At 59.3% G+C, this 22,742-nt stretch carries 22 protein-coding genes; 8 read left to right on the forward strand and 14 right to left on the reverse strand.

Annotated features, from left to right (window positions below; all coding sequences use genetic code 11):
• The first annotated feature begins 65 nt into the window (after positions 1–65).
• The 3 genes from GOV38_RS04040 to GOV38_RS04050 all read left to right on the forward strand — a co-directional run bounded on the left by GOV38_RS04040 (position 66) and on the right by GOV38_RS04050 (position 2,315).
• Positions 66–710, forward strand: coding sequence for a pyrimidine 5'-nucleotidase (locus GOV38_RS04040; protein ID WP_171207704.1), 645 nt, complete (start codon positions 66–68; stop codon positions 708–710).
• A gap of 87 nt (positions 711–797) precedes the next feature.
• Complete coding sequence (locus GOV38_RS04045) at positions 798–1,046, forward strand: hypothetical protein (protein WP_171207705.1); 249 nt, start codon at positions 798–800, stop codon at positions 1,044–1,046.
• Positions 1,047–1,118: 72 nt separating this feature from the next.
• A complete protein-coding gene (locus GOV38_RS04050; RefSeq protein WP_171207706.1) occupies positions 1,119–2,315 on the forward strand; it encodes a UbiH/UbiF family hydroxylase in 1,197 nt (398 codons plus the stop codon).
• A gap of 10 nt (positions 2,316–2,325) precedes the next feature.
• On the opposite strand, the gene GOV38_RS04055 is transcribed toward GOV38_RS04050, so the two are convergent.
• Complete coding sequence (locus GOV38_RS04055) at positions 2,326–3,453, reverse strand: aminotransferase class V-fold PLP-dependent enzyme (protein ID WP_171207707.1); 1,128 nt, start codon at positions 3,451–3,453, stop codon at positions 2,326–2,328.
• A gap of 230 nt (positions 3,454–3,683) precedes the next feature.
• Between GOV38_RS04055 and GOV38_RS04060 the strand changes: the two genes are divergently transcribed.
• Positions 3,684–4,385 carry a GntR family transcriptional regulator gene (locus GOV38_RS04060; protein ID WP_171098401.1) on the forward strand — a complete coding sequence of 234 codons (702 nt, stop codon included), beginning with the start codon at positions 3,684–3,686 and terminating at the stop codon, positions 4,383–4,385.
• Here GOV38_RS04060 and GOV38_RS04065 read toward each other — a convergent pair.
• Together GOV38_RS04065 and GOV38_RS04070 are read right to left on the reverse strand one after the other, a co-directional pair.
• Entirely contained in the window at positions 4,352–4,843 is a 492-nt protein-coding gene (locus GOV38_RS04065) for an Lrp/AsnC family transcriptional regulator (RefSeq protein WP_171207708.1), read from the reverse strand. The genes GOV38_RS04060 and GOV38_RS04065 overlap by 34 nt on opposite strands.
• Entirely contained in the window at positions 4,840–5,295 is a 456-nt protein-coding gene (locus GOV38_RS04070; RefSeq protein ID WP_171098398.1) for an Lrp/AsnC family transcriptional regulator, read from the reverse strand. Before GOV38_RS04070 ends, GOV38_RS04065 begins: the two co-directional genes overlap by 4 nt.
• Positions 5,296–5,426: 131 nt before the next feature.
• On the opposite strand from GOV38_RS04070, the gene ilvC reads away from it, so the two are divergent.
• Positions 5,427–6,449 (forward strand): ketol-acid reductoisomerase, encoded by a 1,023-nt coding sequence (gene ilvC / locus GOV38_RS04075; RefSeq protein ID WP_171207709.1) that lies wholly within the window; start codon positions 5,427–5,429, stop codon positions 6,447–6,449.
• A gap of 45 nt (positions 6,450–6,494) precedes the next feature.
• Here the strand turns inward: ilvC and GOV38_RS04080 are convergent, their stop codons facing one another.
• Both GOV38_RS04080 and GOV38_RS04085 read right to left on the reverse strand, forming a co-directional pair.
• Positions 6,495–6,950, reverse strand: coding sequence for an SRPBCC domain-containing protein (locus tag GOV38_RS04080; protein WP_171207710.1), 456 nt, complete (start codon positions 6,948–6,950; stop codon positions 6,495–6,497).
• Complete coding sequence (locus GOV38_RS04085) at positions 6,947–7,258, reverse strand: helix-turn-helix transcriptional regulator (RefSeq protein ID WP_171128955.1); 312 nt, start codon at positions 7,256–7,258, stop codon at positions 6,947–6,949. The genes GOV38_RS04080 and GOV38_RS04085 overlap by 4 nt, the downstream gene beginning before the upstream one ends.
• 78 nt (positions 7,259–7,336) lie before the next feature.
• Between GOV38_RS04085 and GOV38_RS04090 the strand changes: the two genes are divergently transcribed.
• The gene (locus GOV38_RS04090) at positions 7,337–8,239 is read left to right on the forward strand and encodes a DMT family transporter (RefSeq protein WP_171207711.1); all 903 of its coding nucleotides are present in this window, start codon (positions 7,337–7,339) and stop codon (positions 8,237–8,239) included.
• Here GOV38_RS04090 and glmM read toward each other — a convergent pair.
• The 8 genes from glmM to GOV38_RS04130 all read right to left on the reverse strand — a co-directional run bounded on the left by glmM (position 8,236) and on the right by GOV38_RS04130 (position 19,140).
• Positions 8,236–9,579, reverse strand: a complete 1,344-nt coding sequence (glmM, locus tag GOV38_RS04095; RefSeq protein WP_171098390.1) for a phosphoglucosamine mutase — start codon at positions 9,577–9,579, stop codon at positions 8,236–8,238. The genes GOV38_RS04090 and glmM overlap by 4 nt on opposite strands.
• A gap of 34 nt (positions 9,580–9,613) precedes the next feature.
• A complete protein-coding gene (gene folP / locus GOV38_RS04100) occupies positions 9,614–10,609 on the reverse strand; it encodes a dihydropteroate synthase (protein WP_171207938.1) in 996 nt (331 codons plus the stop codon).
• Between the two features lie 2 nt (positions 10,610–10,611).
• Positions 10,612–11,532 carry a dihydroneopterin aldolase gene (locus GOV38_RS04105; RefSeq protein ID WP_171207712.1) on the reverse strand — a complete coding sequence of 307 codons (921 nt, stop codon included), beginning with the start codon at positions 11,530–11,532 and terminating at the stop codon, positions 10,612–10,614.
• 179 nt (positions 11,533–11,711) lie between these two features.
• Positions 11,712–12,353 carry a cell wall hydrolase gene (locus GOV38_RS04110; RefSeq protein ID WP_171098384.1) on the reverse strand — a complete coding sequence of 214 codons (642 nt, stop codon included), beginning with the start codon at positions 12,351–12,353 and terminating at the stop codon, positions 11,712–11,714.
• A 186-nt stretch (positions 12,354–12,539) separates the two neighbouring features.
• Positions 12,540–15,101 carry a pyruvate, phosphate dikinase gene (locus tag GOV38_RS04115; protein WP_171207939.1) on the reverse strand — a complete coding sequence of 854 codons (2,562 nt, stop codon included), beginning with the start codon at positions 15,099–15,101 and terminating at the stop codon, positions 12,540–12,542.
• 67 nt (positions 15,102–15,168) lie between these two features.
• Positions 15,169–17,388, reverse strand: coding sequence for a glycine--tRNA ligase subunit beta (glyS, locus tag GOV38_RS04120; protein ID WP_171212971.1), 2,220 nt, complete (start codon positions 17,386–17,388; stop codon positions 15,169–15,171).
• Between the two features lie 9 nt (positions 17,389–17,397).
• Positions 17,398–18,609, reverse strand: a complete 1,212-nt coding sequence (gene gltS, locus GOV38_RS04125) for a sodium/glutamate symporter (protein WP_171207714.1) — start codon at positions 18,607–18,609, stop codon at positions 17,398–17,400.
• Between the two features lie 9 nt (positions 18,610–18,618).
• Entirely contained in the window at positions 18,619–19,140 is a 522-nt protein-coding gene (locus tag GOV38_RS04130) for a DUF6446 family protein (RefSeq protein WP_171207715.1), read from the reverse strand.
• 78 nt (positions 19,141–19,218) lie between these two features.
• On the opposite strand from GOV38_RS04130, the gene GOV38_RS04135 reads away from it, so the two are divergent.
• Positions 19,219–19,851 (forward strand): MarC family protein, encoded by a 633-nt coding sequence (locus tag GOV38_RS04135; protein WP_171207716.1) that lies wholly within the window; start codon positions 19,219–19,221, stop codon positions 19,849–19,851.
• Between the two features lie 8 nt (positions 19,852–19,859).
• Here the strand turns inward: GOV38_RS04135 and GOV38_RS04140 are convergent, their stop codons facing one another.
• Positions 19,860–20,789, reverse strand: coding sequence for a glycine--tRNA ligase subunit alpha (locus GOV38_RS04140; RefSeq protein WP_171207717.1), 930 nt, complete (start codon positions 20,787–20,789; stop codon positions 19,860–19,862).
• A gap of 207 nt (positions 20,790–20,996) precedes the next feature.
• On the opposite strand from GOV38_RS04140, the gene GOV38_RS04145 reads away from it, so the two are divergent.
• Positions 20,997–22,733, forward strand: a complete 1,737-nt coding sequence (locus GOV38_RS04145; protein ID WP_171207718.1) for a serine protease — start codon at positions 20,997–20,999, stop codon at positions 22,731–22,733.
• Positions 22,734–22,742 lie beyond the last annotated feature (9 nt).

Genomic DNA, 22,742 nt, shown 5'->3' on the forward strand with positions numbered 1-22,742 from the left:
CGTCCCAGGGGGAGGCAATCAAGGGTGGCATTGAAAACACCGGGCGGTCGGCCTAAACCCGAACCATGGTGAAACCGGCTTTTTCTCATGTCACCCAATGGGTGTTCGACCTCGACAATACGCTCTACCCACCGCATATGCGTCTGTTCGATCAGATCGAGGTGCTGATGACGGATTATGTGGTGCAGGCGATCGGCGTCGACCGCCCTGAGGCCGATAGGCTGCGGTCGCATTACTGGCGTGAATACGGCACCACGCTGGCAGGGCTGATGGCAGAACATGATCTGGATCCTGATCCCTATCTGCATGCGGTGCATCAGGTAGACATGAGCCATATGGAGCCCGACACCACCTTGGCCGGCCATATCCGCGCCCTGCCCGGGCGTCGCATTGTCTACACTAACGGATCAGCGCCCTATGCCGAGCGTGTTTTGGCGGCGCGCGGGCTGGATGGGCTGTTTGACGCGATCTATGGTGTCGAACATGCGGGCTATCGCCCCAAGCCTGAAAAGGCCGCGTTCGAGGCGATCTTTGCGCAGGACGGAATCGAGGCGCAAAAGGCCGCGATGTTCGAGGATGACCCCCGCAATCTGGCTGCGCCGCATCAGATGGGAATGCGCACCGTGCACGTCGCGCCTGACCCGCATGAGGCCGACCATATTCATCACCACACCGATGACCTGACCGCTTTTCTGGGCCGCCTGCGATAGGCTGTCACACTGCGACGATCTGTGCGTTTCGCAGTCTCAGCATTCGCCCCATATCCAGCCTAGCGACGAACAGAATCGGAGACCCCAATGACTGCGCTAGAGATGCCGCAGCGCTTGCCCTTGTGGCAGCGCGTTTTGTTTGCAGTGCCCCTGTTTGGCTGGATGGCCCGGGATGCCGCCAATGCACAGCCCGAGGATCTTTATTACACCGCCGCAGCGATCTTTAGCATGTGGGGCTGTTCGATCCTGTTGTTCGGTCTGCCCGGGCTCTATATTCCCGCGCTTCTGATGGTGCCGGTCATGTTCCTGATCCTGGTCCTCATCTCACGCGGATGACGCACGAGACAGGATGTCGCTTGGCACGCCCTACCCGGCGGCACTAAGGTCTGCGGGAACGGAGACATGCCCATGAGTGACAGCTGTGACATCCTTATTTCTGGCGGCGGAATCGCAGGCCTGACAGCCGCGGCAGCCTTTGGCACGGCTGGCTTTGACGTTATATGCGTCGATCCGACCCCTCCGATCACCGAACGCGATGTGGACGGGTCAGACCTGCGCAGCACCGCCTTTCTGCAACCTGCCCAAACCCTGCTTGAACACTGCGGGCTTTGGGACCGGCTGGCCGCCGATGCCGCGCCCTTGCAGATCATGCGAATCGTGGATGCGGGCGGTGATGTGCCAGAACCCCGCGTGGTACGCGATTTCAATGCTTCGGATGTCTCGGACAAGCCCTTTGGATGGAACCTGCCCAACTGGCTTTTGCGGCGCGAGATGGTGGCCCGGCTGGCCGATCTGCCCAACGTGGATTTTCGCCCCGGCACGGGCACAGTCAACCTGTTCACCCGCACCAATGAGGCGCGCGTCGGCCTAAGCGACGGAAGCCGCATCCACTGCAAACTGGTCATTGCTGCTGACGGGCGAAACTCGCCGATGCGCGAAGCCGCTGGGATCGCCACCCGCACCACGCGCTATGGCCAGAAAGCGCTGGCCTTTGCGGTCACCCACCCGATCCCGCATGACAATGTCTCGACCGAGATCCACCGCTCAGGCGGGCCGTTTACCCTTGTGCCCCTGCCAGACTGGCAAGGGCAGCCGTCCTCCGCAATTGTCTGGATGGAACGTGGCCCCCGTGCAGTGGAACTGTTGAACCTGGAACCAGAGGCCTTCGAGGCGGCGATGACCGAACGATCCTGCGGATTGTTCGGACCACTGAAACTGGCCTCGCGGCGCACAATCTGGCCGATCATCAGCCAATCGGCTGAGCGCTTGTCCGGTGAACGTCTGGCCCTGATGGCCGAAGCGGCGCATGTGGTCCCGCCTATCGGTGCACAGGGGCTAAATATGTCCCTGGGCGATCTGCGCTGTCTGCTGGAATTGGCGCAGGCCCACCCCGAGGGGCTGGGCGATGCAGCCATGCTGGACGCCTATCACAAAGCCCGCCATTCCGAGATCGAGCTGCGCGTCAAAGGTATCGATCTGTTGAACCGCGCCTCGATGATCGAGGCGCGTCCGCTGCGTGATGCGCGGGCGATGGGTCTGAATGTACTTTATTCCCTGCCACCGGTGCGCAAAACGCTGATGCAGATGGGTCTTGGAATGCGCTGAGGCGCTGCCCTTACAGAACCTGATCCAGCACCCGCTTTAGCCGGGCAATGGTGCCATCGACATCATACAGCTTATCCAGACCAAACAGGCCAAGGCGGAACGTGCTGAACCCTGCGGGCTCATCACATTGCAACGGCACGCCTGCTGCGATCTGCATGCCCAAAGCTGCGAATTTCTTACCGTTCTGCACCTCGGGATCCGCTGTATAGCTGACCACGACGCCCGGCGCGCCAAATCCATCTGCCGCGACCGAAACGATCCCTTTGTCGCGCAGCATCGCCCGTACGCCATCGCCCAAGGCCCACTGGGCCTGACGCAGCTTTTCGAACCCGTAAGCGCGGGTTTCCTGCATCGTGTCGCGAAAGGCGCGCAGCGCATCGGTTGGCATCGTGGCGTGATAGGCATGGCCGCCTTCTTCATAGGCCTGCATGATCTGACGCCACTTTTTCAGATCCACCGCAAAACTGTCCGAGGTTGTCTCGGCCAACCGCGCCTCGGCTCGCTTGGACAGCATGACCAAACCGGCACAAGGAGACGCGCTCCACCCCTTTTGCGGGGCCGAGATCAGGACGTCTACGCCGGTTGCCTTCATGTCCACCCAGGCACAGCCTGAGGCGATGCAATCCAGCACCATCAACGCGCCGACCTCATGTGCAGCAGCCGCCATTTGAGCCACGTAGTCGTCAGGCAGGATCAATCCCGCCGAGGTTTCGACATGCGGCGCAAAAACGATATCCGGGCGTTGCTCGCGAATTGTTGCAACCACCTCTTCGATTGGCGCGGGCGCAAATGGCGACGGGCTTGAATTCCCGGTTTCCCGCGCCTTCATCACCGTCGCCGACGCCGTTAACCCGCCGGATTCGATAATTTGGCTCCACCGGTAGGAAAACCAACCATTGCGAACCACCAAGACGTTGGCTCCTTTGGCAAATTGGCGGGCGACAGCTTCCATCCCGTAGGTGCCGCCTCCGGGTACGATGGCGACTGCATCCGCTTTGTACACCTCGCGCAGCATGGACGAGATATCGCGCATAACCTCTTGAAAATTTTGCGACATGTGGTTGAGAGAGCGATCCGTGAAGACAACCGAAAACTCTTCCAGACCGGTGGGATCGACATTATCCAATAGCGCGGGCATGCTTTGTCCTTTCCTTGGCTTGCCCCTTTCTGCACGCTGTTGAACGCAAGGTAAAGCGTTCCAAATCTGCTGCGTTTCTCCGTAAAGTCACCGCTAAATTTACGGTTTCTTGTGCTAGCAAATCAGAACAGTCGAGAAGAAGTGACGCTAAACAGAGTCACCCTCCCTTTACACCATTGCGTGTTTCTGAGCATATGCACTCACTTTTTAATAGAAGAGGTCTTGAATTCGTGACTGAACAAAGACGGATCAGTTTTCAAGTTGTCCGGGACGAGGTCAAACGACGGATCGAAACCCGAGTTTGGCCACAAGGTTCTTTACTACCGACCGAAACTCAGCTGGCCGAAGAGTTCAGCTGCGCTCGCGCCACTGTCAACCGGGCTTTGCGCGAACTGTCCGATCAGGGATTTGTCGAACGCAAACGCAAAAGCGGCACACGGGTCAAAAAAGAACCCAGAAAACAAGCCAAGCTTGAGATTTCCCTGGCGCGCCAGGCCGTCGAACAACAGAACTCGGACTATCGCTATGCGCTGGTCGAGCGGAATGTGGTTTCAAGCCCACGCTGGCTGACGTCGCAGTTGAATGTCGATCCGGACGCACGCGTTCTACATATCGTTTGCATGCATTACGCGGACAACCGCCCCTTCCAGCTGGAAGAACGCTGGGTGGTAATTGAAACGGTTCCTGAAATCGAAACGGCGGATCTGAACCATTCCGGCCCCCATGAATGGCTGTTGAACGCAGCCCCCTTTACCGAAGCCGAAATCGCCTTTTCCGCCATTTCCGCCGATGGCCGCCTGGCCGAGTTCATGGGCACCACGACCGGAACGTCGATGATCCAATTGGAACGCACGACGTGGAAAGACGGCCAGCCTATGACGTTCGCCCGCCTGACCCATCATCCTGGGTATTGTATCCGGTCGAAGTACTGATCACCGATCGGGCCCGGCAAGCGCTCTTCGCTGAGCAGAACATTTGCCTCAACGTCGCCGGCACCAGGCAGTGTCATGATCCGGCGGCGCAGGACGCGCTCGAAATCGGCCAGATCCCGCGCCACAACCCGCAATCGGTAATCATAGAGCCCCAACACGTGCTCAACGGTCTGAACCTCGGGGATGGCGCTGACGGCGCGTTCGAAATCTTCCAGGCTGATCTGCCCTTTGCGGCCAAGCTTGACGCCCAGAAACACGGTTACCCCAAACCCCAGCGCTTCGGCATTCAGACGCAGCCTGCGCCCTTTGATCACCCCGGCCTGTTCCAACCTGCGAATACGCCGCCAGGTTGCGGGCTGCGACAGCCCAAAGCGGCGCCCCAACGCACCAGCGCTTTGTGTCACATCCTGTGCAAGCGCGCGCAGGATTTTGCGGTCGACCTCATCCAATTCGATCATACCGGCAACACCTCATCGCGTTTGACACGCGCGATATGCATCAGCGCCTCGATATCCGCGATGTGTGGCAGGGTCAGAATGCGGTCACGATACACCTGTTGATAATGTGTCATGTCACGCGCCAGCACAGACAGGCGCACGTCAACACGCCCCAGGAAGGTCTGGATCTCGATCACCTCCGACACGTCCCGCGCGGCTTCGGTAAACTCGTCAAAGGCGCGCGGTTGCGTCTTGTCCAGCGTAATCCGCAAGGAAACCTCAACCGCATAGCCCAATGCGGCCCAGTCGATCACGGCCTCTTGCCCCTCGATGATGCCCGCCGCCTGCATCTTCTCGATCCGTCGCCAGCACACGCCCGCGCTGATCCGGCATCGTTCGGCCAGTTCGGCTGTGGTCAGGCTGGGTTCGGCCTGAAAGATGCGCAGGATGCGCCTGTCGATATCGTCAAGCATGATTTCTTCAGGTTCTTCTTATTTCGCGAATTATTCTTCACCTTTTTCTTCAATACTCAATCCAGACCCTATCGCCAATACTCATCCCGCAGGATAGAAGCACAGCAATCGAAACAGAAAGGACCGGCGAAATGCGCGTCTATTACGATCGCGATTGCGACATCAACCTGATCAAAGACAAAAAAGTGGCCATCCTGGGCTATGGCAGCCAAGGCCATGCCCACGCGCTGAACCTGCGTGACTCAGGTGCGAAGAACCTGGTTATCGCCCTGCGCGACGGCTCACCTTCGGCCAAGAAAGCCGCAGCAGAGGGTCTGGAGGTGATGGGCATCGCCGAAGCGGCTGCGTGGTGCGACGTGATCATGTTCACCATGCCCGACGAATTGCAGGCAGAGACCTACAAGAAATATGTCCATGGCAACATCAAGCCGGGCGCCGCGATTGCATTCGCCCACGGCCTGAACGTGCATTTCGGCCTGATCGAGCCGAAAGAAGGCGTTGACGTCATCATGATGGCACCCAAAGGCCCCGGCCACACTGTACGCGGCGAATACACCAAAGGTGGCGGCGTGCCTTGCCTGGTGGCCGTTGACAATGATGCAACCGGCAAAGCGCTGGAAATCGGCCTGTCCTATTGCTCGGCCATCGGTGGCGGCCGTTCGGGCATCATCGAAACCAACTTCCGCGAAGAATGCGAAACCGACCTGTTCGGTGAGCAAGCTGTTCTATGCGGTGGTCTGGTAGAGCTGATCCGCTGCGGCTTTGAAACTCTGGTCGAGGCAGGCTACGCGCCTGAAATGGCCTATTTCGAGTGTCTACACGAAGTGAAGCTGATCGTTGACCTGATCTATGAAGGCGGCATCGCCAACATGGATTACTCGATCTCGAACACAGCCGAATACGGCCAATACGTCACCGGCCCGCGTATCCTGAAATACGACGAGACCAAAGCGCGTATGAAAGAGGTTCTGAACGACATCCAGCAAGGCAAGTTCGTCCGCGACTTCATGCTGGAAAACGCCGTTGGTCAGCCGACCATCAAAGCGTCGCGCCGTGCCAATGACGAGCACATGATCGAGGAAACAGGCGCCAAGCTGCGCGCCATGATGCCCTGGATCTCGGCTGGTAAAATGGTCGACAAAGAAAAGAACTAAGCCTGACTTCTGTCGGTGAAAGGGCGGCCAACAGGGCCGCCCTTTTCAATTGGCAACAGCGTTCGCATAACGCTCGCCCAGCACAAAATCCCAGCCGCTGTCATAGTTTTTGCGTTTGTCCGCAGCCTCGGCTGCCCAGACCTCCCACCCTGAATGGGTCAGCGTCACCTTGGTCTCAGCGTCGTTTTGCGCTTCAAAACTCACCTCAACACGGGTGGGGTAATCCGTATTTGTCCCCGGGTGCCATGTGAACGCGATGCGCTGGCCTTCTTCATAGACCAAAACCTCACCCCATTCTGCGCGGTTGCCATCATACATGGTCTCATAAACCGCCCCACCGACCCGAGGTTCGATTGTCACGCCAAGCGCGGGCTGGTTATGGGCCGCCGATACCGCGTGCCCCTCCAGAGGCCACCATTTCGCGATACGGTTTACAAAGATATCAAAGGCGCGCGCGGGCTCGGCTTTGACAACAACAGTCTTCACAATAGGATCGGTCACGCGTCTTCCTTCCCTGAATTTACCTCATCCGCAAATCGGCTCATCACCTCCGACCAGTAGCGATCAAGCCATGACCGCAGCGCATCCAGCCCGTCGGGACAGGCCGTGTAGATGCGCCGCGTGCCCTGAGCCTGACACATCACCAGCCCCGCATCGGACAACACGCGAAGGTGCTGCGACACAGCAGGACGGCTAACAGGCATGTCCGCCGCGATCTGCCCCACTGATTGCGGCTTGCGCGCCACCGCCTCGAACACGTGTCTGCGTGTGGTATCCCCAAGGGCTGACAGAGCTTTATCGTAAGTCATAGCTTACGGTAAGTATAAACTTACTCTTTGTCAAATTCCCTTCGTGACACGGGTCAGCCTGCGAGATAAGGGGATGGAATGGTTGAACAACCTTCAAAGCGTGACTGGAGCGGCGTCTTCACTTTGGGCCTCATTTGGGGTGCGACTTTCATGGTCGTGGCCATGGCGCTTGAGGGGTATGGCCCGATCACCGTTGCCACGGCACGTACCACCCTGGGAGCGGTGACATTGCTGCTTTTGATGCGACTGTCCGGTCGCCGCATTCCAACGCTGACACCTGCTCTGGCGACATCCATTGTGTTGATCGGCTTGTTGTCGACCGCAGTGCCGTTCATGCTGCTCAGCTGGGGGCAACAAATTGTGCCTTCGGCCTTTGCCGGGCTATCGATGGCCGCGATCCCGCTGATGGTGCTGCCGCTTGCGCACTTCTTTTCGGATGAGCCGATGAACCTGCGCCGCCTGATTGGTGTCTGCCTTGGCTTTACCGGCGCGCTGGTGCTGATTGGGCCGGGTTTGGCGCAATTGGGACAAGGTGCAGAGCCGCTTGCGCAACTGGCCTGCATCTGCGCCGCCCTGTGCTATGCCAGCTCGTCGATCATGACACGTCGGTGTCCACCGATTGACCCGCTGGTCCTGGCTGCGCTGATGCTGCTTGTCGGTGCCGTGGTGTTGATACCGATCCTGCTGATGACCGAGGGGCTACCAACCTGGCAAGGGCCCCGTCCAACGCTTGCTTTGCTCGTTTTGGGCCTTGTACCAACCGCCTTTGCCACCTCGCTGCGGGTATCCATAACGCGCAGCGCCGGGTCGGTTTTCCTGACGCTTGTGAACTATCAGGTTCCGGTCTGGTCGATGGTGTTCGGGGCCTGGATCCTGTCCGAGGCCCTGCCCCTGCGCTTTTTCGGCGCGCTTGCGCTGATCCTGACCGGTATGGCCATCAGCCAGTGGTTCAGCCTGAAACGAATGCTGACCCGCGCTTAGCCTGCTGCTGCCTCAACCTCGGCCACGATCCCGTTCACCACCTGTGTCAACAGACCGTCATCTTCGCATTCTGCCATCACCCGGATCAAAGGTTCGGTCCCGGACTTGCGGATCAGCAAACGCCCTTTGCCGTTCAGCTGCGCCTCGGCTTCCGCAATCGCAGATTTGACGCTGTCAGCCTCCAGCGGCACCTGCCCTTCGCCATAGCGCACGTTCTTGAGCAGCTGCGGGACCGTTTCGAACTGGCGCGACAGCTCGGAGGCCTTTTTCTCGGACAAAACCATTTCCGCCAGGAAATGCAGCCCGGCCATCAGCCCGTCGCCAGTGGTGGCATAATCGCTCATCACGATATGGCCGGATTGCTCACCGCCCAGGTTGAACCCGCCCTCACGCATCCGCTCAACCACATAGCGGTCACCAACGGCAGTGCGCTCCAAACGCAAACCTTGCGCGCTTAGATGCCGCTCCAGCCCCAGATTGGACATCACGGTGGCCACCAAAGCCCCGCCTTTTAGCTGATCTGCCTTACTCCAGGCCGAGGCCAGCAGGGCCATAAGCTGGTCACCATCTGCCACGGTGCCGGTTTCGTCGACGATCACCACCCGGTCTGCATCGCCATCCAGGCAGATCCCAACATCCGCGCCATGGGCCACAACCGTTTCAGCCGCAAATTCGGGATGGGTCGAGCCACAATCGAGGTTGATATTCTTTCCGTTCGGCGCAATTCCAACCGGGATAACCTCGGCACCCAGTTCCCACAGGACTTCAGGCGCGGTACGGTGCGCAGCACCATTGGCGCAGTCGATCACCACTTTCAGCCCGTCCAGGCGCACATCACGCGGCAGGGATGATTTCACCCGCTCGCCATAGCGAAACCGCGCATCATCCACCCGACGCGCGCGCCCGATATTCTGCGCCTGGGCAGGTTTGACACCCTCTTCGATCAGCCGCTCGATCTCTAGTTCGGCCTGATCGGACAGCTTATACCCGTCGGGGCCAAAAAACTTGATGCCGTTGTCCTCTGCCGGGTTGTGGCTGGCCGAAATCATCACCCCAAGGTCGGCCCGCATGGACCGGGTCATCAGCCCGACCGCTGGTGTCGGCACCGGCCCCAACAGCAACACATTCATCCCGGTCGAGGTTAGCCCGGCGGTCAGAGCGTTCTCCAGCATATAGCCCGAAAGCCGCGTGTCCTTACCGATGACCACCCGATGCACACCCGAGGCATCGCGGCGGAAATATCGCCCCACAGCCGCGCCGATGCGCAGGGCCATCTCGGCCGTCATGGGATGCGTGTTCGCGGTGCCACGCACCCCGTCGGTTCCGAACAATTTACGCATCAATACTCTCCTGAAACACCTGCCTGCGTCCGAATTACCGGACGGCAGCCCACAGACGCAAGGCCTGAGCGGTCTCAGCGACATCATGCGCACGAATGATCTGCACACCCTGAGACAATCCAGCCAAAGCCACAGCGATTGATCCCGGCGCGCGCGCATCCTTGCGTGGTTCTTTCCCGATCTGACCGATCAGCCCCTTACGCGACACTCCAAGCAGGATTGGGCAACCTAACCCATGGAAAAGGCTGATATTTCTCAAAAGCTCCAGATTATGCTCTTGGGTCTTCCCAAATCCGATACCGGGATCAACAATAATCCGCTCATGTTTCAGACCCAATGCGATTAGCCGCTCAATCTGCTGCGCCAGAAAATCATACACGTCCAGCAAGACATCCTCATAACGCGGGTCATCCTGCATCGTTGCCGGATCGCCCTGCATATGCATCACACAAACCGGGGCGTCGTGTTCTGCACAAAAAGGTGCAAGCTGGGTATCAAAGGTAAAGCCCGAGACATCGTTGATCAGCCCTGCCCCTGCCTCGAACGCGGCCCCCGCGACCGAAGCTTTACGTGTGTCGATCGAGATCACAGCCTCTGTCTCGGCACTGATCGCTTCGATCACTGGGCGGATCCGCCGTATCTCTTCGTCCTCGGGAACAAAATCGGCGCCGGGCCGCGTGGATTCTCCGCCGACATCTAGAATTCTGGCGCCGTTTTGCACCATATCTCGGGCCGCATCCCGTGCAGCTTCAACCGAATTGTGCAACCCGCCATCCGAGAAACTGTCGGGGGTCGCGTTCAAGATCCCCATAATCTGAGGCCGCGACATATCCAGTGCCGCAACTGAGGCGCGCGGACGCGTCAGGCGATCTTGCCAGTCACTGGGCATGTCCGGCACAGGCACGACCTGCGCACGCTTACCCCGCTGCAATTGCTCGGCATGGGTAAACCACAGATCCTGCCGCCCCGCCAAAGGCACAGACCCGTTTGGACGTGCAGGACCATGTTGGACCAGCGGGCGGAAATACATTGTCACAGGGTTTTCTGATCGACGGATACCGCGCGCAAAGGCGTTTTTGGCGCATCCGGCAATTCGCCTCCGATCACCATCATTTCGCTGGCTTCAAACGTCGACGCAAACCACGCGGCCAAGGCCACAGCATCTGACGGGGCCGCTGACGGCCCGTCCACCGCATCCAACACGATCTTGGACGGTGCCCAGACACAGATTTGACCGTTGCGCATCGCCCAATCCAACTCGGTCCGGGTCGAGACCACAACACAGCGATGATCACGCGCGGCCAGAACCCAGGCGTTCTGTTCGATTGCCAGCAGGTCGATGCGGCGTTGGGTCATCGCGTGACCGGTTTGCGATACAGGCAGATCAGCGGCACCAACACAAAGGATCAACGGACGCTGACGGCTTTCCAACTGATCGATCCAACTTGTCAGTTTGTCCGACGCGATCGCTTCATTGGACAAAAAAACCAAACGGGGATGCGGGCGTTCTTCCTCGACCAAGTCGGGGTCAACTGCGTCTTTGCCACGTACGATTTCAACCCCAAGCGCGCCCGGACCGCGATCAAGTTTTTCTATTCGAACAAAGGCTCTTACAGCCTGTGGCTCAAGTAAAATTCGCTCGGCCACACGATCTGCCAGTGTTTCGAGCAGGTTCAGCCGCTCTGCCGCCAGCTCAAAAGAAATGGCCTCGGTCACCTTGTCATAAGACAGGATACGATCGACATCGTCATCAATAGGGCCGGTCAAAGGTCGCACTTCGACAACGATGTTGAAGCAGATACGCTGAGTGGTGCCACGCTCGGCCTGAAACGCTCCGATCTCGACGTCGACAATATGATCGCGCAGAGAAATCCGGTCCAGCGGCCCACGCGGCGCGGTAGCTTCGGATCGCTCGGACGGGTGCGCAAACGCAAGGCGGATTTCGGAACTCATGGGTCTCGCCTCTTTGGCCTCGGGTGATCAGTTCGCCCCTTCTAGGCGGTCTGCAGGCCTATAACACCCTTGTAAACGCCATTCCAGCCACTGAATGCGTCGTCCATCGACAACGCACGCCCCATCATCTGTCAACGACATCGCGCTACGCCACCGCAGAATCCGCGATGGCGCTTTGGTCAGTTGCTGGCTGTCCGGTAGTTGTGGCGATAGAAGATATGCACACCGATCCGCGCGGTTTCCTTATAAACGCGTGACCAAGACGGACGCACTGCCTTGGTGTGGTAATGCGTAGCCCCCTCGGTCAGATCCTCGGTCAGCCCATCAATCGCGGCACGTGCAACCTTGGCGACGCGCTCATAGGCGCGTTTCTCATGAATGACCTCTTTCTGGCCATCACAAGTATAGGTGAACTGACACTGGTATTTCTTGCCAGTACCCTGCTGGATCACACCGCACAACGAGTCGGGGAACCGCGTGCTGTCGACACGGTTCAGAATAACCTCTGCCACCGCGAACTGGCCTTTCACGCTTTCACCGCGTGCCTCGAAATACAGCGCTTCGGCCAAGCAACGGAAATGCTCATCTCCGGTGGCATCGGGCTGCTGGTCCAACCAGTCTTTGGTATAGCTCATTTCAATCTGTTCCGGCGCTTTGCGCGGCTTGAACAGAGTCAGATAGTCTTTGAAGCTTTGTGCTGGCAGCTCATTGCGGGCGACCAGTTCTTCCTTTGTCGATTCAACGGTCTGCCGGTCTGCGTATGACAAACCGGGCAGCACGGTTGCTGCCGAAACGGCAACAGCCAATATGTAGCTCTTCATCAGATAACCTCGCACAGGCACATACGCGCCAAACCCTCCCCCGGCGGGCGCGACGAGGCTGATAGCCGACAATTCGCCGAACGTCCAGTTTTTCGGCAAATGCAAGTAAAAAATTGCTCACGCGGTTAAAAACTTTCAACAATGGTGCGTGTGCGATGCTACTATTTCTATGGGGCCTGAGCCGCGTCAACCCCCAAGTTTAGAAGAAATCGCCAGTTGAGCGGCAGTCAGCCGAGCCACCGGAACCCGGAAGGGCGAACAAGAGACATAGTCGAATCCAAGCGCGCGACAGATTGCAATTGATTCGGGGTTGCCGCCATGTTCACCGCAAACCGACAAGGTTACACCCGGTTGCGCCTCCCGCCCTCGCTCGGCTCCCAACCGAAGCAACTCGCCCACGCCATCTGCATCCAGCACGTGAAACGGATCTTCGTTGAACACGCCCAACCGCACATAGGCCGACATGAACCGGCCCGCGTCATCGCGCGACAGGCCATATGTCATCTGCGTCAGGTCGTTGGTCCCGAAACTCATAAAGGCAGTGTGCGGCGCGATTTCGTTCGCCCGCAAACACGCGCGCGGTGTTTCGACCATCACGCCCAGACGATAGTCGAACTCCTGCCCCTGTTCCGACGCAACTTCGGTGGCGACCTTGTCGATACGTGCCCTGACCAGTTCAACCTCACGCTTGGCCGAGACCAGAGGAATCATCACCTCGGGCACAACCGGTGCGCCGTCTTTTGACGCCTCCAGCGTCGCCTCAAAGATCGCGCGGGCCTGCATGTCGTAGATCTCGGGGACAGTCACACCCAGACGAACACCGCGCAGACCCAGCATCGGGTTGTATTCGCTCATCGAATCCACCCGCCGTTCGACATCCGACACAGGCAGATCCAATGCTTCAGCCACTTCCCGCTGTCCGCTACGGGTGGTGGGCAGAAACTCGTGCAGCGGTGGGTCAAACAGGCGGATACAGACCGGTTGACCCTCCATGATGCGGAACAGTTGGACAAAATCCTGCCGTTGCATCGGCAGCAAGCGCTCCAACACGGCCGCCCGGCCCGAGGGCGTCTGCGCAAAGATCATCTCGCGCATTACGGTCAGGCGGCCGGGATCAAAGAACATGTGTTCCGTCCGGCACAGACCAATCCCTTCGGCCTGAAAGTTTCGAGCGGTCTGCGCGTCGGCGGGCGTATCGGCATTGGCGCGGATGGCAATGTCTCGCTCGGCATCAGCCCAACCCATAAGTGTTTGAAAACTATCATCCAATGCGGCTTCCAGCATGGCTGGCTCACCGACCAGAACCTGCCCAGACGAACCATCGATCGTCAGGACATCTCCGGTCTTGAACACCCGGCCATCGGGGGCGGCTAGCTGTTTCAACTTGGTCTGGAACCGCATCTCTGAGGCCCCGACAATACACGGCAGACCCAGCCCGCGCCCGATCACCGCCGCGTGGCTGGTCATGCCGCCCTTTTCCGTCAGAACCGCCACCGCCGCATGCATCCCCCGCACATCCTCGGGTGAGGTTTCACGACGCACCAGAATACAGGGCTCTCCCCGCGCGGCACCGGCCTGTGCTTCGGCAGCAGTAAAGACCAACCGGCCAGTCGCAGCGCCCGGGCTGGCGCCAATGCCGGTGGTCAACACATCGCGCTTGGCGCTGGGATGAACCTGCCGGTGCAGCAGCTCGTTCAGCGAATGCGGATCGATCCGCATCACCGCCTCTTGTGGGGGGATGATTCCGTCTTCGGCCAGCCGCACGGCAATCCGCACCGCTGCGCGCGATCCGCGCTGAACCCGGACACCGTCGAGAATATGCACATTGCCGTTCTGGACAACGAACTCGACCTGCATCTCTTCGCGCAGTTTCTCACGCATCAGCGCCGCATGGGCCTTGAGGTCGGAAAACGCCTCGGGCGCGACATCTTCCAGCGAGGGGCCGCGCTCATCCTTTTGCAAAAACAGGGCTGAGACGCCTTCCCCCAACGCATCGCGCCCCTGGCTTTGGCTCAGGTATCGCCCGGTGATCTGCGGCTTTCCCGTGGCCGGATCAACCAGTTGCAACACGCCTGAGCCACACTCGCCCTGCCCGACACCGGGGATCATTTCCTGAATGACCAGCCCCAGCCCGGCATCCGCAGGCGCGCCCTTGGCTTGACGCAGCAGCCGGGCTGACGTGCCCTCCCACGCGCGGGCCATGGAGCGCAGAACTCCGACCAGCTGTTCCCCACGCTCCTGAGGAAAGGCTTCTTCGGTCTCATCCTCATAAGCGCGCAGCGTCAGGCTCAGACCTTCGCGGCCATCAGCGTCGATATCGTCGAAGACATCCGGGTCAAGACGCGCCACATGGGTCGCGTAACTTTGCGCAAATCGCAGATAGAGCGCCGCCGCCGCATCGCGGCCCATATCCGCCGACAGATCCAGATAGCGCGCGTCATTCATGCCGATATTCAGAACCGCGCCGGGGCCGCCCCAATCGGGATCTTCGGAACTGGGCCGCACGCACAATAGCGCGGTGGGTTCGAACTGCTCCAACACCGCCGAGATATCAGGCACATTCCCATTCGCAATCTGATGCACCGACTCAAACGACAGCGCCACAGTCCGGGGCACCGGCATGTCCAGCCGCACCAAGCGTTGCAAGCATTTCGCCCGCCCGCCATGGGTATTGGCTGCGACCGGCGCGTCAGAGGTGATCAGAGTGGTATGAGGATTATTCTGCACTGCGGCACCTTTTGGTTTCACCGCAGCATAGGCAGATGGGCCGGTCACGCAAGGGTGATCTAGGCGCGTGCCCTACGCGCCCAAGGGTTTAGCCGTCGATCTTCGACAAATCCGCAACCGACGAACAGATCTGCCGTATCTGGCTGAGCAGGTTCAGACGGTTGCGCCGCAGGATGTCATTGTCGGTATTGACCTGCACATCCTCAAAAAACGCATCCACCGGCCCGCGCAACGCCGCCATAGCTGCCATGGCCGTCGGAAAATCTTCGCCCTTCAGCGCCGCATTGATCTGACCTTCGGCCTGTTCCAAAGCGGAGAAAAGCGCCTTTTCGCTGTCCGTCTCGGCAAATTTCACATCCGCGCCATAGGAGTATTCGACCCCATCCTTCTCTTCGGCCTGCGTCAGGATGTTGTTGGCGCGTTTGAAGCCCTGCACGAGGTTTTCCCCATCCTCAGTCGCAATCACCGCATTCAGAGCGCGGGCGCGCTTGACCAGCAGGTTGAGGTCGTCATTGCCCTCCATTGCGATACAGGCGTCGATAATGTCGTGGCGAATGCCCTCGTCGCGCAGGAAGACTTTGAGGCGGTCGTGGATAAAAGAGAGGAGGTCGTCGGATGCGTCGGGAACCTTTTTCTCCAACTCAAGAAATGCCGCCGCAGGTAATCCGCCAATTTTTTCTTTGACGGTCTGAAAAGCTCCACCAAAAACGCCATGACGCGCGATTTCTTCAAGAAGATCGCGGACATTTGCATCCGGTAGTGCGTCGTTGATGGCGCTTTCCGCCCGAACCAACTGACTGTCAAAAAAGCGATCCAACCGAAGATGTAGATCGTTACCAAAAATCAACCGAATAACCCCCAGCGCCGCACGGCGCAGCGCAAACGGGTCTTTCGATCCGGTGGGCTTCTCATCAATCGCCCAGAACCCGGTCAGCGTGTCCAGCTTGTCGGCCAGCGCTACGGTCACCGACAAAGGCGCGGTGGGCACGTCATCGGACGGTCCCAGCGGCGAGTAATGTTCCTGCGCCACCGCGGCTACGGCGGCGTCTTCGCCTGCGGCCTCGATGTAATACCGCCCCATAAGCCCTTGAAGTTCAGGGAATTCATAAACCATCTCAGAGCTCAGGTCGGCCTTGGCCAGACGCGCGGCTTTCTCGGCCTGATCCGCATCCGCGCCTGTCACCGGGGCCAGCTCGCGGGCCAGAGCGGCGATGCGGTTGATGCGTTCGGCCTGCGTGCCCAGCTTGTTGTGGAAGGTCACATTCTCCAATGCGCGGGTCCATTGGGTGATGTCCGATTTGGCGACGCGCAGGTCGTTCTCCCAGAAGAATTTCGCATCCGCCAGACGCGCCGACAGTACCTTTTGGTTCCCCGCCAGAATGGTCGCGCCATTATCGGCAGTTTCGCGGTTGGCCACGGTGATGAACCGTTCGATCCGACCCGTTTTGGGGTTCTTCACCGAAAAGAACTTCTGATGCTCTTTCATCGAGGTTTGCAGCACCTCGGGCGGCAGGTCGAGGAACTCGTCGTCGATCTGCCCCATCAGCACCACGGGCCATTCAACCAGCCCGGCAACCTCGGCCAGCAGGCCCTTGTCTTCGACCACCTCAAGACCGGCGGCAAAAGCCATGTTCTGGGCGTCGTTCCAGATATGCTCGGCTCGTTCTTCGGGCGACAAAACCACAAAGGCGCGCTTGAGTTTGGCGGCGTAATCCTCGAAGGAGGTTACCGAAAACCGGTTTGGCGCCATAAATCGGTGACCCTGCGTGCTGTCTCCGGCCGTGATCCCCTCGACCGTAAGCGGCACGATTTGCGCTCCTGCCTCATCGCTCAGGATGCACAGGATCGAGTGCAGCGGACGAACCCAGCGCATGGGGCCACTGCCCCAGCGCATGGATTTCGGCCAAGGAAAGTTGCGGATGGTGGCCTCAAGAACCTCGGCCACGATCTCAGCCGCCGGCCGGCCCAGTTTTTCGATCATGGCGAAATAGACCGCGCCTTTGGGGGTCTCACGCTTTTCCAACTGATCGCGGGTCAGCCCTGCGCCGCGCAGGAAGCCTTCGATGGCCTTGTCCGGCGCGCCCACTTTGGGGCCCTTGCGTTCATCACGCACCGTGGGGCTTTCAGACAGCAGCCCTTCGACCGCCAGGGTCAAACGACGCGGCGTTGTCAGGGCGGCGGCCCCGGAATAGGTCAGGCCAGCCTCGACCAAACCATCAGTGATCCGCTTTTTCAGGTCTTCACCGGCGCGGGTCTGCATGCGCGCGGGGATTTCCTCGGAAAACAGTTCGATCAGCAGGTCGGGCATTTTCGGTCCTTAGAAATTTACAATCGTCTGGATGACGATGGCATTGGCAATATCCACAAAGAATGCGGATACAAGGGGGAGCACGATAAAGGCAATAGGCGACGGGCCATATCGCTTGGTTACGGCTGTCATATTTGCAATCGCTGTGGGTGTGGCGCCCAAAGCAAAGCCGCCAAAGCCTGCGGCCAGAACGGCGGCGCGGTAGTTCGACCCCATAATCGGAAACAGCGCCCAGATCACAAAGACCACAGTGAACAGGGTTTGCGCGGTCATGATCACGGCAATGGCCAGACCAAGTTCGGCAATGGTCCAAAGTTGCAGGCTCATGAGTGACATGGCCAGAAAGGCCCCCAGCGCAAATTCGGATATCAGCGCCAGCGAGGGCGTCTGAGAGACCGGCGGTGCCGAAGGAAACAGCGCTGTGCGCAGATTGGCGATCACGATCCCCATGATCAGGCAGGGCACGAAAAGTGGCAGTTTGAGGCCAGCCGCCAGGATAACCTCGTTCAGCATATAGCCGAAAATAATCGCGATATTGAGGTAGAGAAGCACCCGCATGATCGTGAGGTGATCAATCTGCGATTTGCTCTTCCCGGCCTCGTCCGGCAATCCGACGGTGAGTTCTTCATCCGGTCGGTCCGGCGACAAATTGCGGCCCTCGATCAACAGCCGCGCAATTGGGCCACCCACGAGGGCCGCCAGAACCAGGCCCAGCGTTGCGACGGCCACGCCCAGCTCGGTCGCGCCGTCGAGCCCGGTAGCGTCCCCTACCGCCGGGGCCCAGGCGATGGCTGTCCCGTGCCCCCCGATCAGCGCCGCCGAGCCAAACAGAACACCCGCCTGCGCCGGATAGCCAAAGATCGTCGCGCCCACCGCACCGATGACGTTCTGGGCGACGATCGTCGTCAGAGTGAGGATCAGAAGCAAAAACAAGGGCTTGCCACCCGAAATCAAATCAGCGATCCGCGCATTCAGCCCGATACCCGCAAAGAACAGGACTAGCAGGAAATCCCGGGTCTGAAGCTCGAACGACAGCTCAAGCCCAAAGACCAGATACAGCGCCAACACCACCAACGAGGCCAGCAACCCACCGGTTACCGGCTCGGGGATGTTGAACTGTCGCAGAACAGCCACCCGCGCGTTAAGCTCGGCGCCGAGCAGATAGACCGCAAAACCAAGCGTTGCGGTTAGAAACTGCGGGATTTCAACCGCATAGCTCATGGCTGTCCTTCAGCTTTCCGGACGCGGCGGGCATTCTTCGCCAACCACTGTCCCGTCATAGGCCTTTTCCCCACAATTGTTGAGCGCATGCCAGACATATCCTGCCCCATCTTCGGTGATGGCTACGATCCGGTCGACCCCATAGCGGATGTTTTTGGCCCCCAGGAACGCCTGCGCCCGCCCGGATTTCAGATCATCCGCCAGTTCGACCGCATCATAGCAGTCAAACCATCCCGGCGCTGTAAGCGGTTCAGGGTTTTCGACACGTTGATAGGCTTGTAACTGATCAAACCCCAATTCGGTTTGAAAACAGGCCCGATACCGGATTGGAGAACTGTCCGCGTCAATAGCCTGAAACTGCTCGTAAGAAATGGCGACCGGCGTATCTGTATCATCCGGCAGCAGGGTCACATCCTGCCCGGGTTGCGCCTCGACCTCGTAATAGAACCCATAGACCTGCAGGTAATACATCGCACCACCGGCCAAAGCGGCTGAGGCCAAAAGGATAATCGCAAGCAGTTTGCCGGTCATGACCTACGCAACCTCTTTCATCTTCGAGAAAAATCGGACAGTTTCCCAGTTAACCCGTTCAGATATAGGGCTTTGAAGATGGACACCACATTTATCGTCGGGTTTTTCGGGGCCCTTTTTGCGATCATGAACCCGATCACCAACCTGCCGGTGTTCCTGAGCGTTACAGATGGCCTGCCCCCTGCAGATCAGCGCAAGGTTGCGGTCAAAACGGCCGTCTATTGTCTGATCCTGGGCAGCGCCTTTGCAGCCGTGGGCAACCAGGCGCTGGGTCTGTTCGGCATTAGCGTCAACCATCTGCGGGTGGCAGGCGGGCTGGTTGTTCTGATGATCGGGTTGAACATGCTGAACGGACATGAAAGCAGCTCGCATCATGGAACAACGGGGGAAAAGGATGCCTATCCCGAGCCCGCAACGGTCGCCTTTTACCCTCTGGCCTTTCCCATTCTGGTCGGGCCCGGCACGATCACGACACTGATCCTTTATGCGCACCAGATTGACAAACCCGTCAAAGCGCTTGGTTATGCCGGCGTTTTCGGAGCAGTTGTCCTGTTGCTGTTCGTGACCTTCTGGAACGCGGCGGCCATTGCGCGCCATCTGTCGGACACGGCCCGCGTGATCATGAGCCGCTTTATGGGCATGATCTTGTCGGCCATTGCCATCAGCATGATCGCAGACGGTTTGAAAGTGTTGCTGCCCGGCTTGGCCTGAGGCGGCCATCAGGCCTCGAACCCGGCCGCTTTGGTCTGAACAAATGCATCTGCGCATTGTTTGGCCAAAGCCCGCACGCGCCCGATATAGGCCTGACGCTCGGTTACCGAGATCACGCCCCGCGCGTCCAGTAGGTTGAACATATGGCTGGCCTTGATGCACTGGTCATAGGCTGGGTGAGCCATGATGATCCGTTTCCCGGTCTTCGGGTCGATATCCTCTTGCGCCAGAATGGCCGTGCATTCGGCCTCGGCCTCTTCGAAATGGCGCAGCAGAACCTCGGTATTGGCGACGTCAAAATTCCAGCGGGCGTATTCTTCCTCGGTCTGTTTGAAGACATCGCCATAGGTCAGCGGGCTGGGCGACTGCGGATCATTGAAGGGCATATCCATGACATGATCGATGCCCAGCACATACATCGCCAGACGTTCCAGCCCATAGGTCAACTCACCCGAGACAGGCGCGCAGTCATGGCCACCGACCTGCTGAAAATAGGTGAACTGGCTGACCTCCATCCCGTCGCACCAGACCTCCCACCCCAGGCCCCAGGCGCCCAGCGTGGGGCTTTCCCAGTCATCTTCGACAAAGCGGATGTCATGCAGCTCCATATCGATGCCGATGGCCTCGAGGCTGCCCAGATACAGCTCCTGCAGATCCGGCGGACTGGGTTTGATCAGCACCTGGTACTGGTAATAGTGCTGCAACCGGTTGGGGTTCTCACCATAGCGTCCGTCGGTCGGACGGCGTGACGGCTGCACATAGGCCGCAGCCCAGGCCTTGGAGCCCAAAGCACGCAGTGTTGTGGCCGGGTGGAACGTCCCTGCCCCGACCTCCATGTCATAGGGCTGCAGGATCGCACAGCCCTTCGAGGCCCAATAGGTCTGAAGCCGCAGGATGATTTCCTGAAAAGAGCGTGGCGCACTGGACGGTTCGGTCATGACATTCCCTTTAGGCGCATCGGGCACCCGGTTCCGGTCGGTTTTGCCCTTCCTATGCAAGGGGTCCATGGGCGTCAACGGGCCTTTGCACACAGGTTGTCACTGCGCGGCCACAGTGCAAATTCCCCGTAACACAGGCATGGCGTTCGGGGGCTTATTTCGCGTAGTCTCCGCCTCAGACAAAACACTGCATAAAACGGGCAGACAATGACACGCGTATTTGCTGCAATATTCTTTATTTTCACCATTGGTCTGGGCGCTGCGCAAGCCCAGGAGGATCAGGGCGTATGGGTGCAAGTCGAAGCGCGCCCAACGCTTTTTGAAGCCCAAGAGCGGGCGCAGGCCTATGGTGACCTGCTACCGGATGTGAACGGGTTTCGCCTGAATTCCGGGTGGTACGCTATTGTGATCGGCCCCTACCTGCGCGCGGATGCGGAACAGGTCTTGCGCGTCTACCGAGCCGAAGGGCAAATACCCGGCGACAGTTTCATCGCCCTGTCGAACCAGTTGGGTCAGCAATTCTGGCCGGTTGGCGCAAATGTATTGGACCGTGGTGTCATCTCGACCCCGGTTGAACCCGCAGCAGAACCAAACCAGCAGCTTGGATTGAGCGTTCAATCCTCGGACGAAACACGCGCAGAAGCTTTGCAAGGTGAGCGGTTGCTCAGCGCGCAAGAGCGTCGCGATCTGCAGACGGCATTGAAAGCTGGCGGTTACTACGCATCGACAATCGACGGCGCTTTTGGTGCTGGCACACGGCGTTCGATGGCGGAATGGCAGCGATTCAATGGGTTTGAGGCCACGGGTGTCCTTACGACGCTGCAACGCAAGACATTGATGGACGAGTTCAATGCCCCGCTGATTAGTGTTGGCATGGCGCGCCACAGCGATGCGCAGGCCGGGATTTCTTTGGACCTGCCGCTGGGCGTTTTGGCCTTTGACCGGTACGAAGCCCCCTTTGCGCATTTCAAAGCCAGCTCAGATCTGGACGCGCAGGCGCTTTTGATCAGCCAGGAAGGCAACCGAGCCACGCTGCAGGCGCTTTACGAGGTGATGCAATCGCTTGAGATCATCCCGCTGAACGGCCCCAGAGAGTTGCGCAACAACCGTTTTATCATTGAAGGGCGCGGCAACGGTATTGTGTCCTATACGCAGGCACAGCTGGAAGACGGCAAGATCAAGGGCTTTACCCTGGTCTGGCCCGAAGGGGATGACGCAAGACGCACGCGTGTTCTGGCCGCCATGACAAACAGCTATGCCACAACAGATGCAGTACTGGACGCTGCAGCAGGTGCTGACGCTGATCAGCGGATCGACCTGGTCTCGGGCCTGCAAATCCGCAAACCGCGCGTTTCGCGCTCGGGCTTTTTTGCCGATACTTCGGGTATCGTCCTGACCGTGGCCGAGGCCGCAGACAGTTGCGCGCGCATCACGCTCGACGGGGATCAGCAATTGCAGGTGGCCTGGAGCGACGCGGAACTGGGTATTGCTGTCTTGCGACCCAGTCAGACCCTGGCACCGATCAACGTGGCCGAGTTCAGCCCCGTGACGCCCCGCATCCAGTCCGAAATTGCGGCATCCGGGTTCTCGTATGAAGGCGCTTTGGGTGCACCCACGCTGACCTTCGGACAAGTCGCCGATATTCGCGGATTGAACGGCGAAAGCGGTGTGAAACGCTTGGCCATGAGCACACAGCCCGGCGACGCGGGTGGCCCTGTCTTTGACGATAACGGCCACGTGGTCGGGATGTTACTGCCCACCCCCACCGAAGGCCGCGCCTTGCCCGCCAGCGTCAGCCTCGCAGCATCGGTGGACAGCCTGAATGCGGTGCTGGAAAAAGCCGGTGTTGCAGGACAGGCCGGACAGAGCGAAACGCGCATAACCCCGAATGAACTGAGCCGCCGCGCCAATGGCATGACGGTTCTGGTGCATTGCTGGGACTGATCTGACTGC

This window comes from Ruegeria sp. HKCCA5839 (assembly GCF_013035585.1).
Lineage (GTDB): Bacteria > Pseudomonadota > Alphaproteobacteria > Rhodobacterales > Rhodobacteraceae > Ruegeria.

Bases quoted from the DNA above. Each gene is read 5' to 3' on its own strand.
- GOV38_RS04040 (WP_171207704.1), top strand. From the start codon at position 66: ATGGTGAAACCGGCTTTTTCTCATGTCACCCAATGGGTGTTCGACCTC.
- GOV38_RS04045 (WP_171207705.1), top strand. From the start codon at position 798: ATGACTGCGCTAGAGATGCCGCAGCGCTTGCCCTTGTGGCAGCGCGTT.
- GOV38_RS04050 (WP_171207706.1), top strand. From the start codon at position 1,119: ATGAGTGACAGCTGTGACATCCTTATTTCTGGCGGCGGAATCGCAGGC.
- GOV38_RS04055 (WP_171207707.1), bottom strand. From the start codon at position 3,453: ATGCCCGCGCTATTGGATAATGTCGATCCCACCGGTCTGGAAGAGTTT.
- GOV38_RS04065 (WP_171207708.1), bottom strand. From the start codon at position 4,843: ATGATCGAATTGGATGAGGTCGACCGCAAAATCCTGCGCGCGCTTGCA.
- GOV38_RS04070 (WP_171098398.1), bottom strand. From the start codon at position 5,295: ATGCTTGACGATATCGACAGGCGCATCCTGCGCATCTTTCAGGCCGAA.
- ilvC (WP_171207709.1), top strand. From the start codon at position 5,427: ATGCGCGTCTATTACGATCGCGATTGCGACATCAACCTGATCAAAGAC.
- GOV38_RS04085 (WP_171128955.1), bottom strand. From the start codon at position 7,258: ATGACTTACGATAAAGCTCTGTCAGCCCTTGGGGATACCACACGCAGA.
- GOV38_RS04090 (WP_171207711.1), top strand. From the start codon at position 7,337: ATGGTTGAACAACCTTCAAAGCGTGACTGGAGCGGCGTCTTCACTTTG.
- glmM (WP_171098390.1), bottom strand. From the start codon at position 9,579: ATGCGTAAATTGTTCGGAACCGACGGGGTGCGTGGCACCGCGAACACG.
- folP (WP_171207938.1), bottom strand. From the start codon at position 10,609: ATGTATTTCCGCCCGCTGGTCCAACATGGTCCTGCACGTCCAAACGGG.
- GOV38_RS04105 (WP_171207712.1), bottom strand. From the start codon at position 11,532: ATGAGTTCCGAAATCCGCCTTGCGTTTGCGCACCCGTCCGAGCGATCC.
- GOV38_RS04110 (WP_171098384.1), bottom strand. From the start codon at position 12,353: ATGAAGAGCTACATATTGGCTGTTGCCGTTTCGGCAGCAACCGTGCTG.
- glyS (WP_171212971.1), bottom strand. From the start codon at position 17,388: ATGCCCGACCTGCTGATCGAACTGTTTTCCGAGGAAATCCCCGCGCGC.
- gltS (WP_171207714.1), bottom strand. From the start codon at position 18,609: ATGAGCTATGCGGTTGAAATCCCGCAGTTTCTAACCGCAACGCTTGGT.
- GOV38_RS04130 (WP_171207715.1), bottom strand. From the start codon at position 19,140: ATGACCGGCAAACTGCTTGCGATTATCCTTTTGGCCTCAGCCGCTTTG.
- GOV38_RS04135 (WP_171207716.1), top strand. From the start codon at position 19,219: ATGGACACCACATTTATCGTCGGGTTTTTCGGGGCCCTTTTTGCGATC.
- GOV38_RS04140 (WP_171207717.1), bottom strand. From the start codon at position 20,789: ATGACCGAACCGTCCAGTGCGCCACGCTCTTTTCAGGAAATCATCCTG.
- GOV38_RS04145 (WP_171207718.1), top strand. From the start codon at position 20,997: ATGACACGCGTATTTGCTGCAATATTCTTTATTTTCACCATTGGTCTG.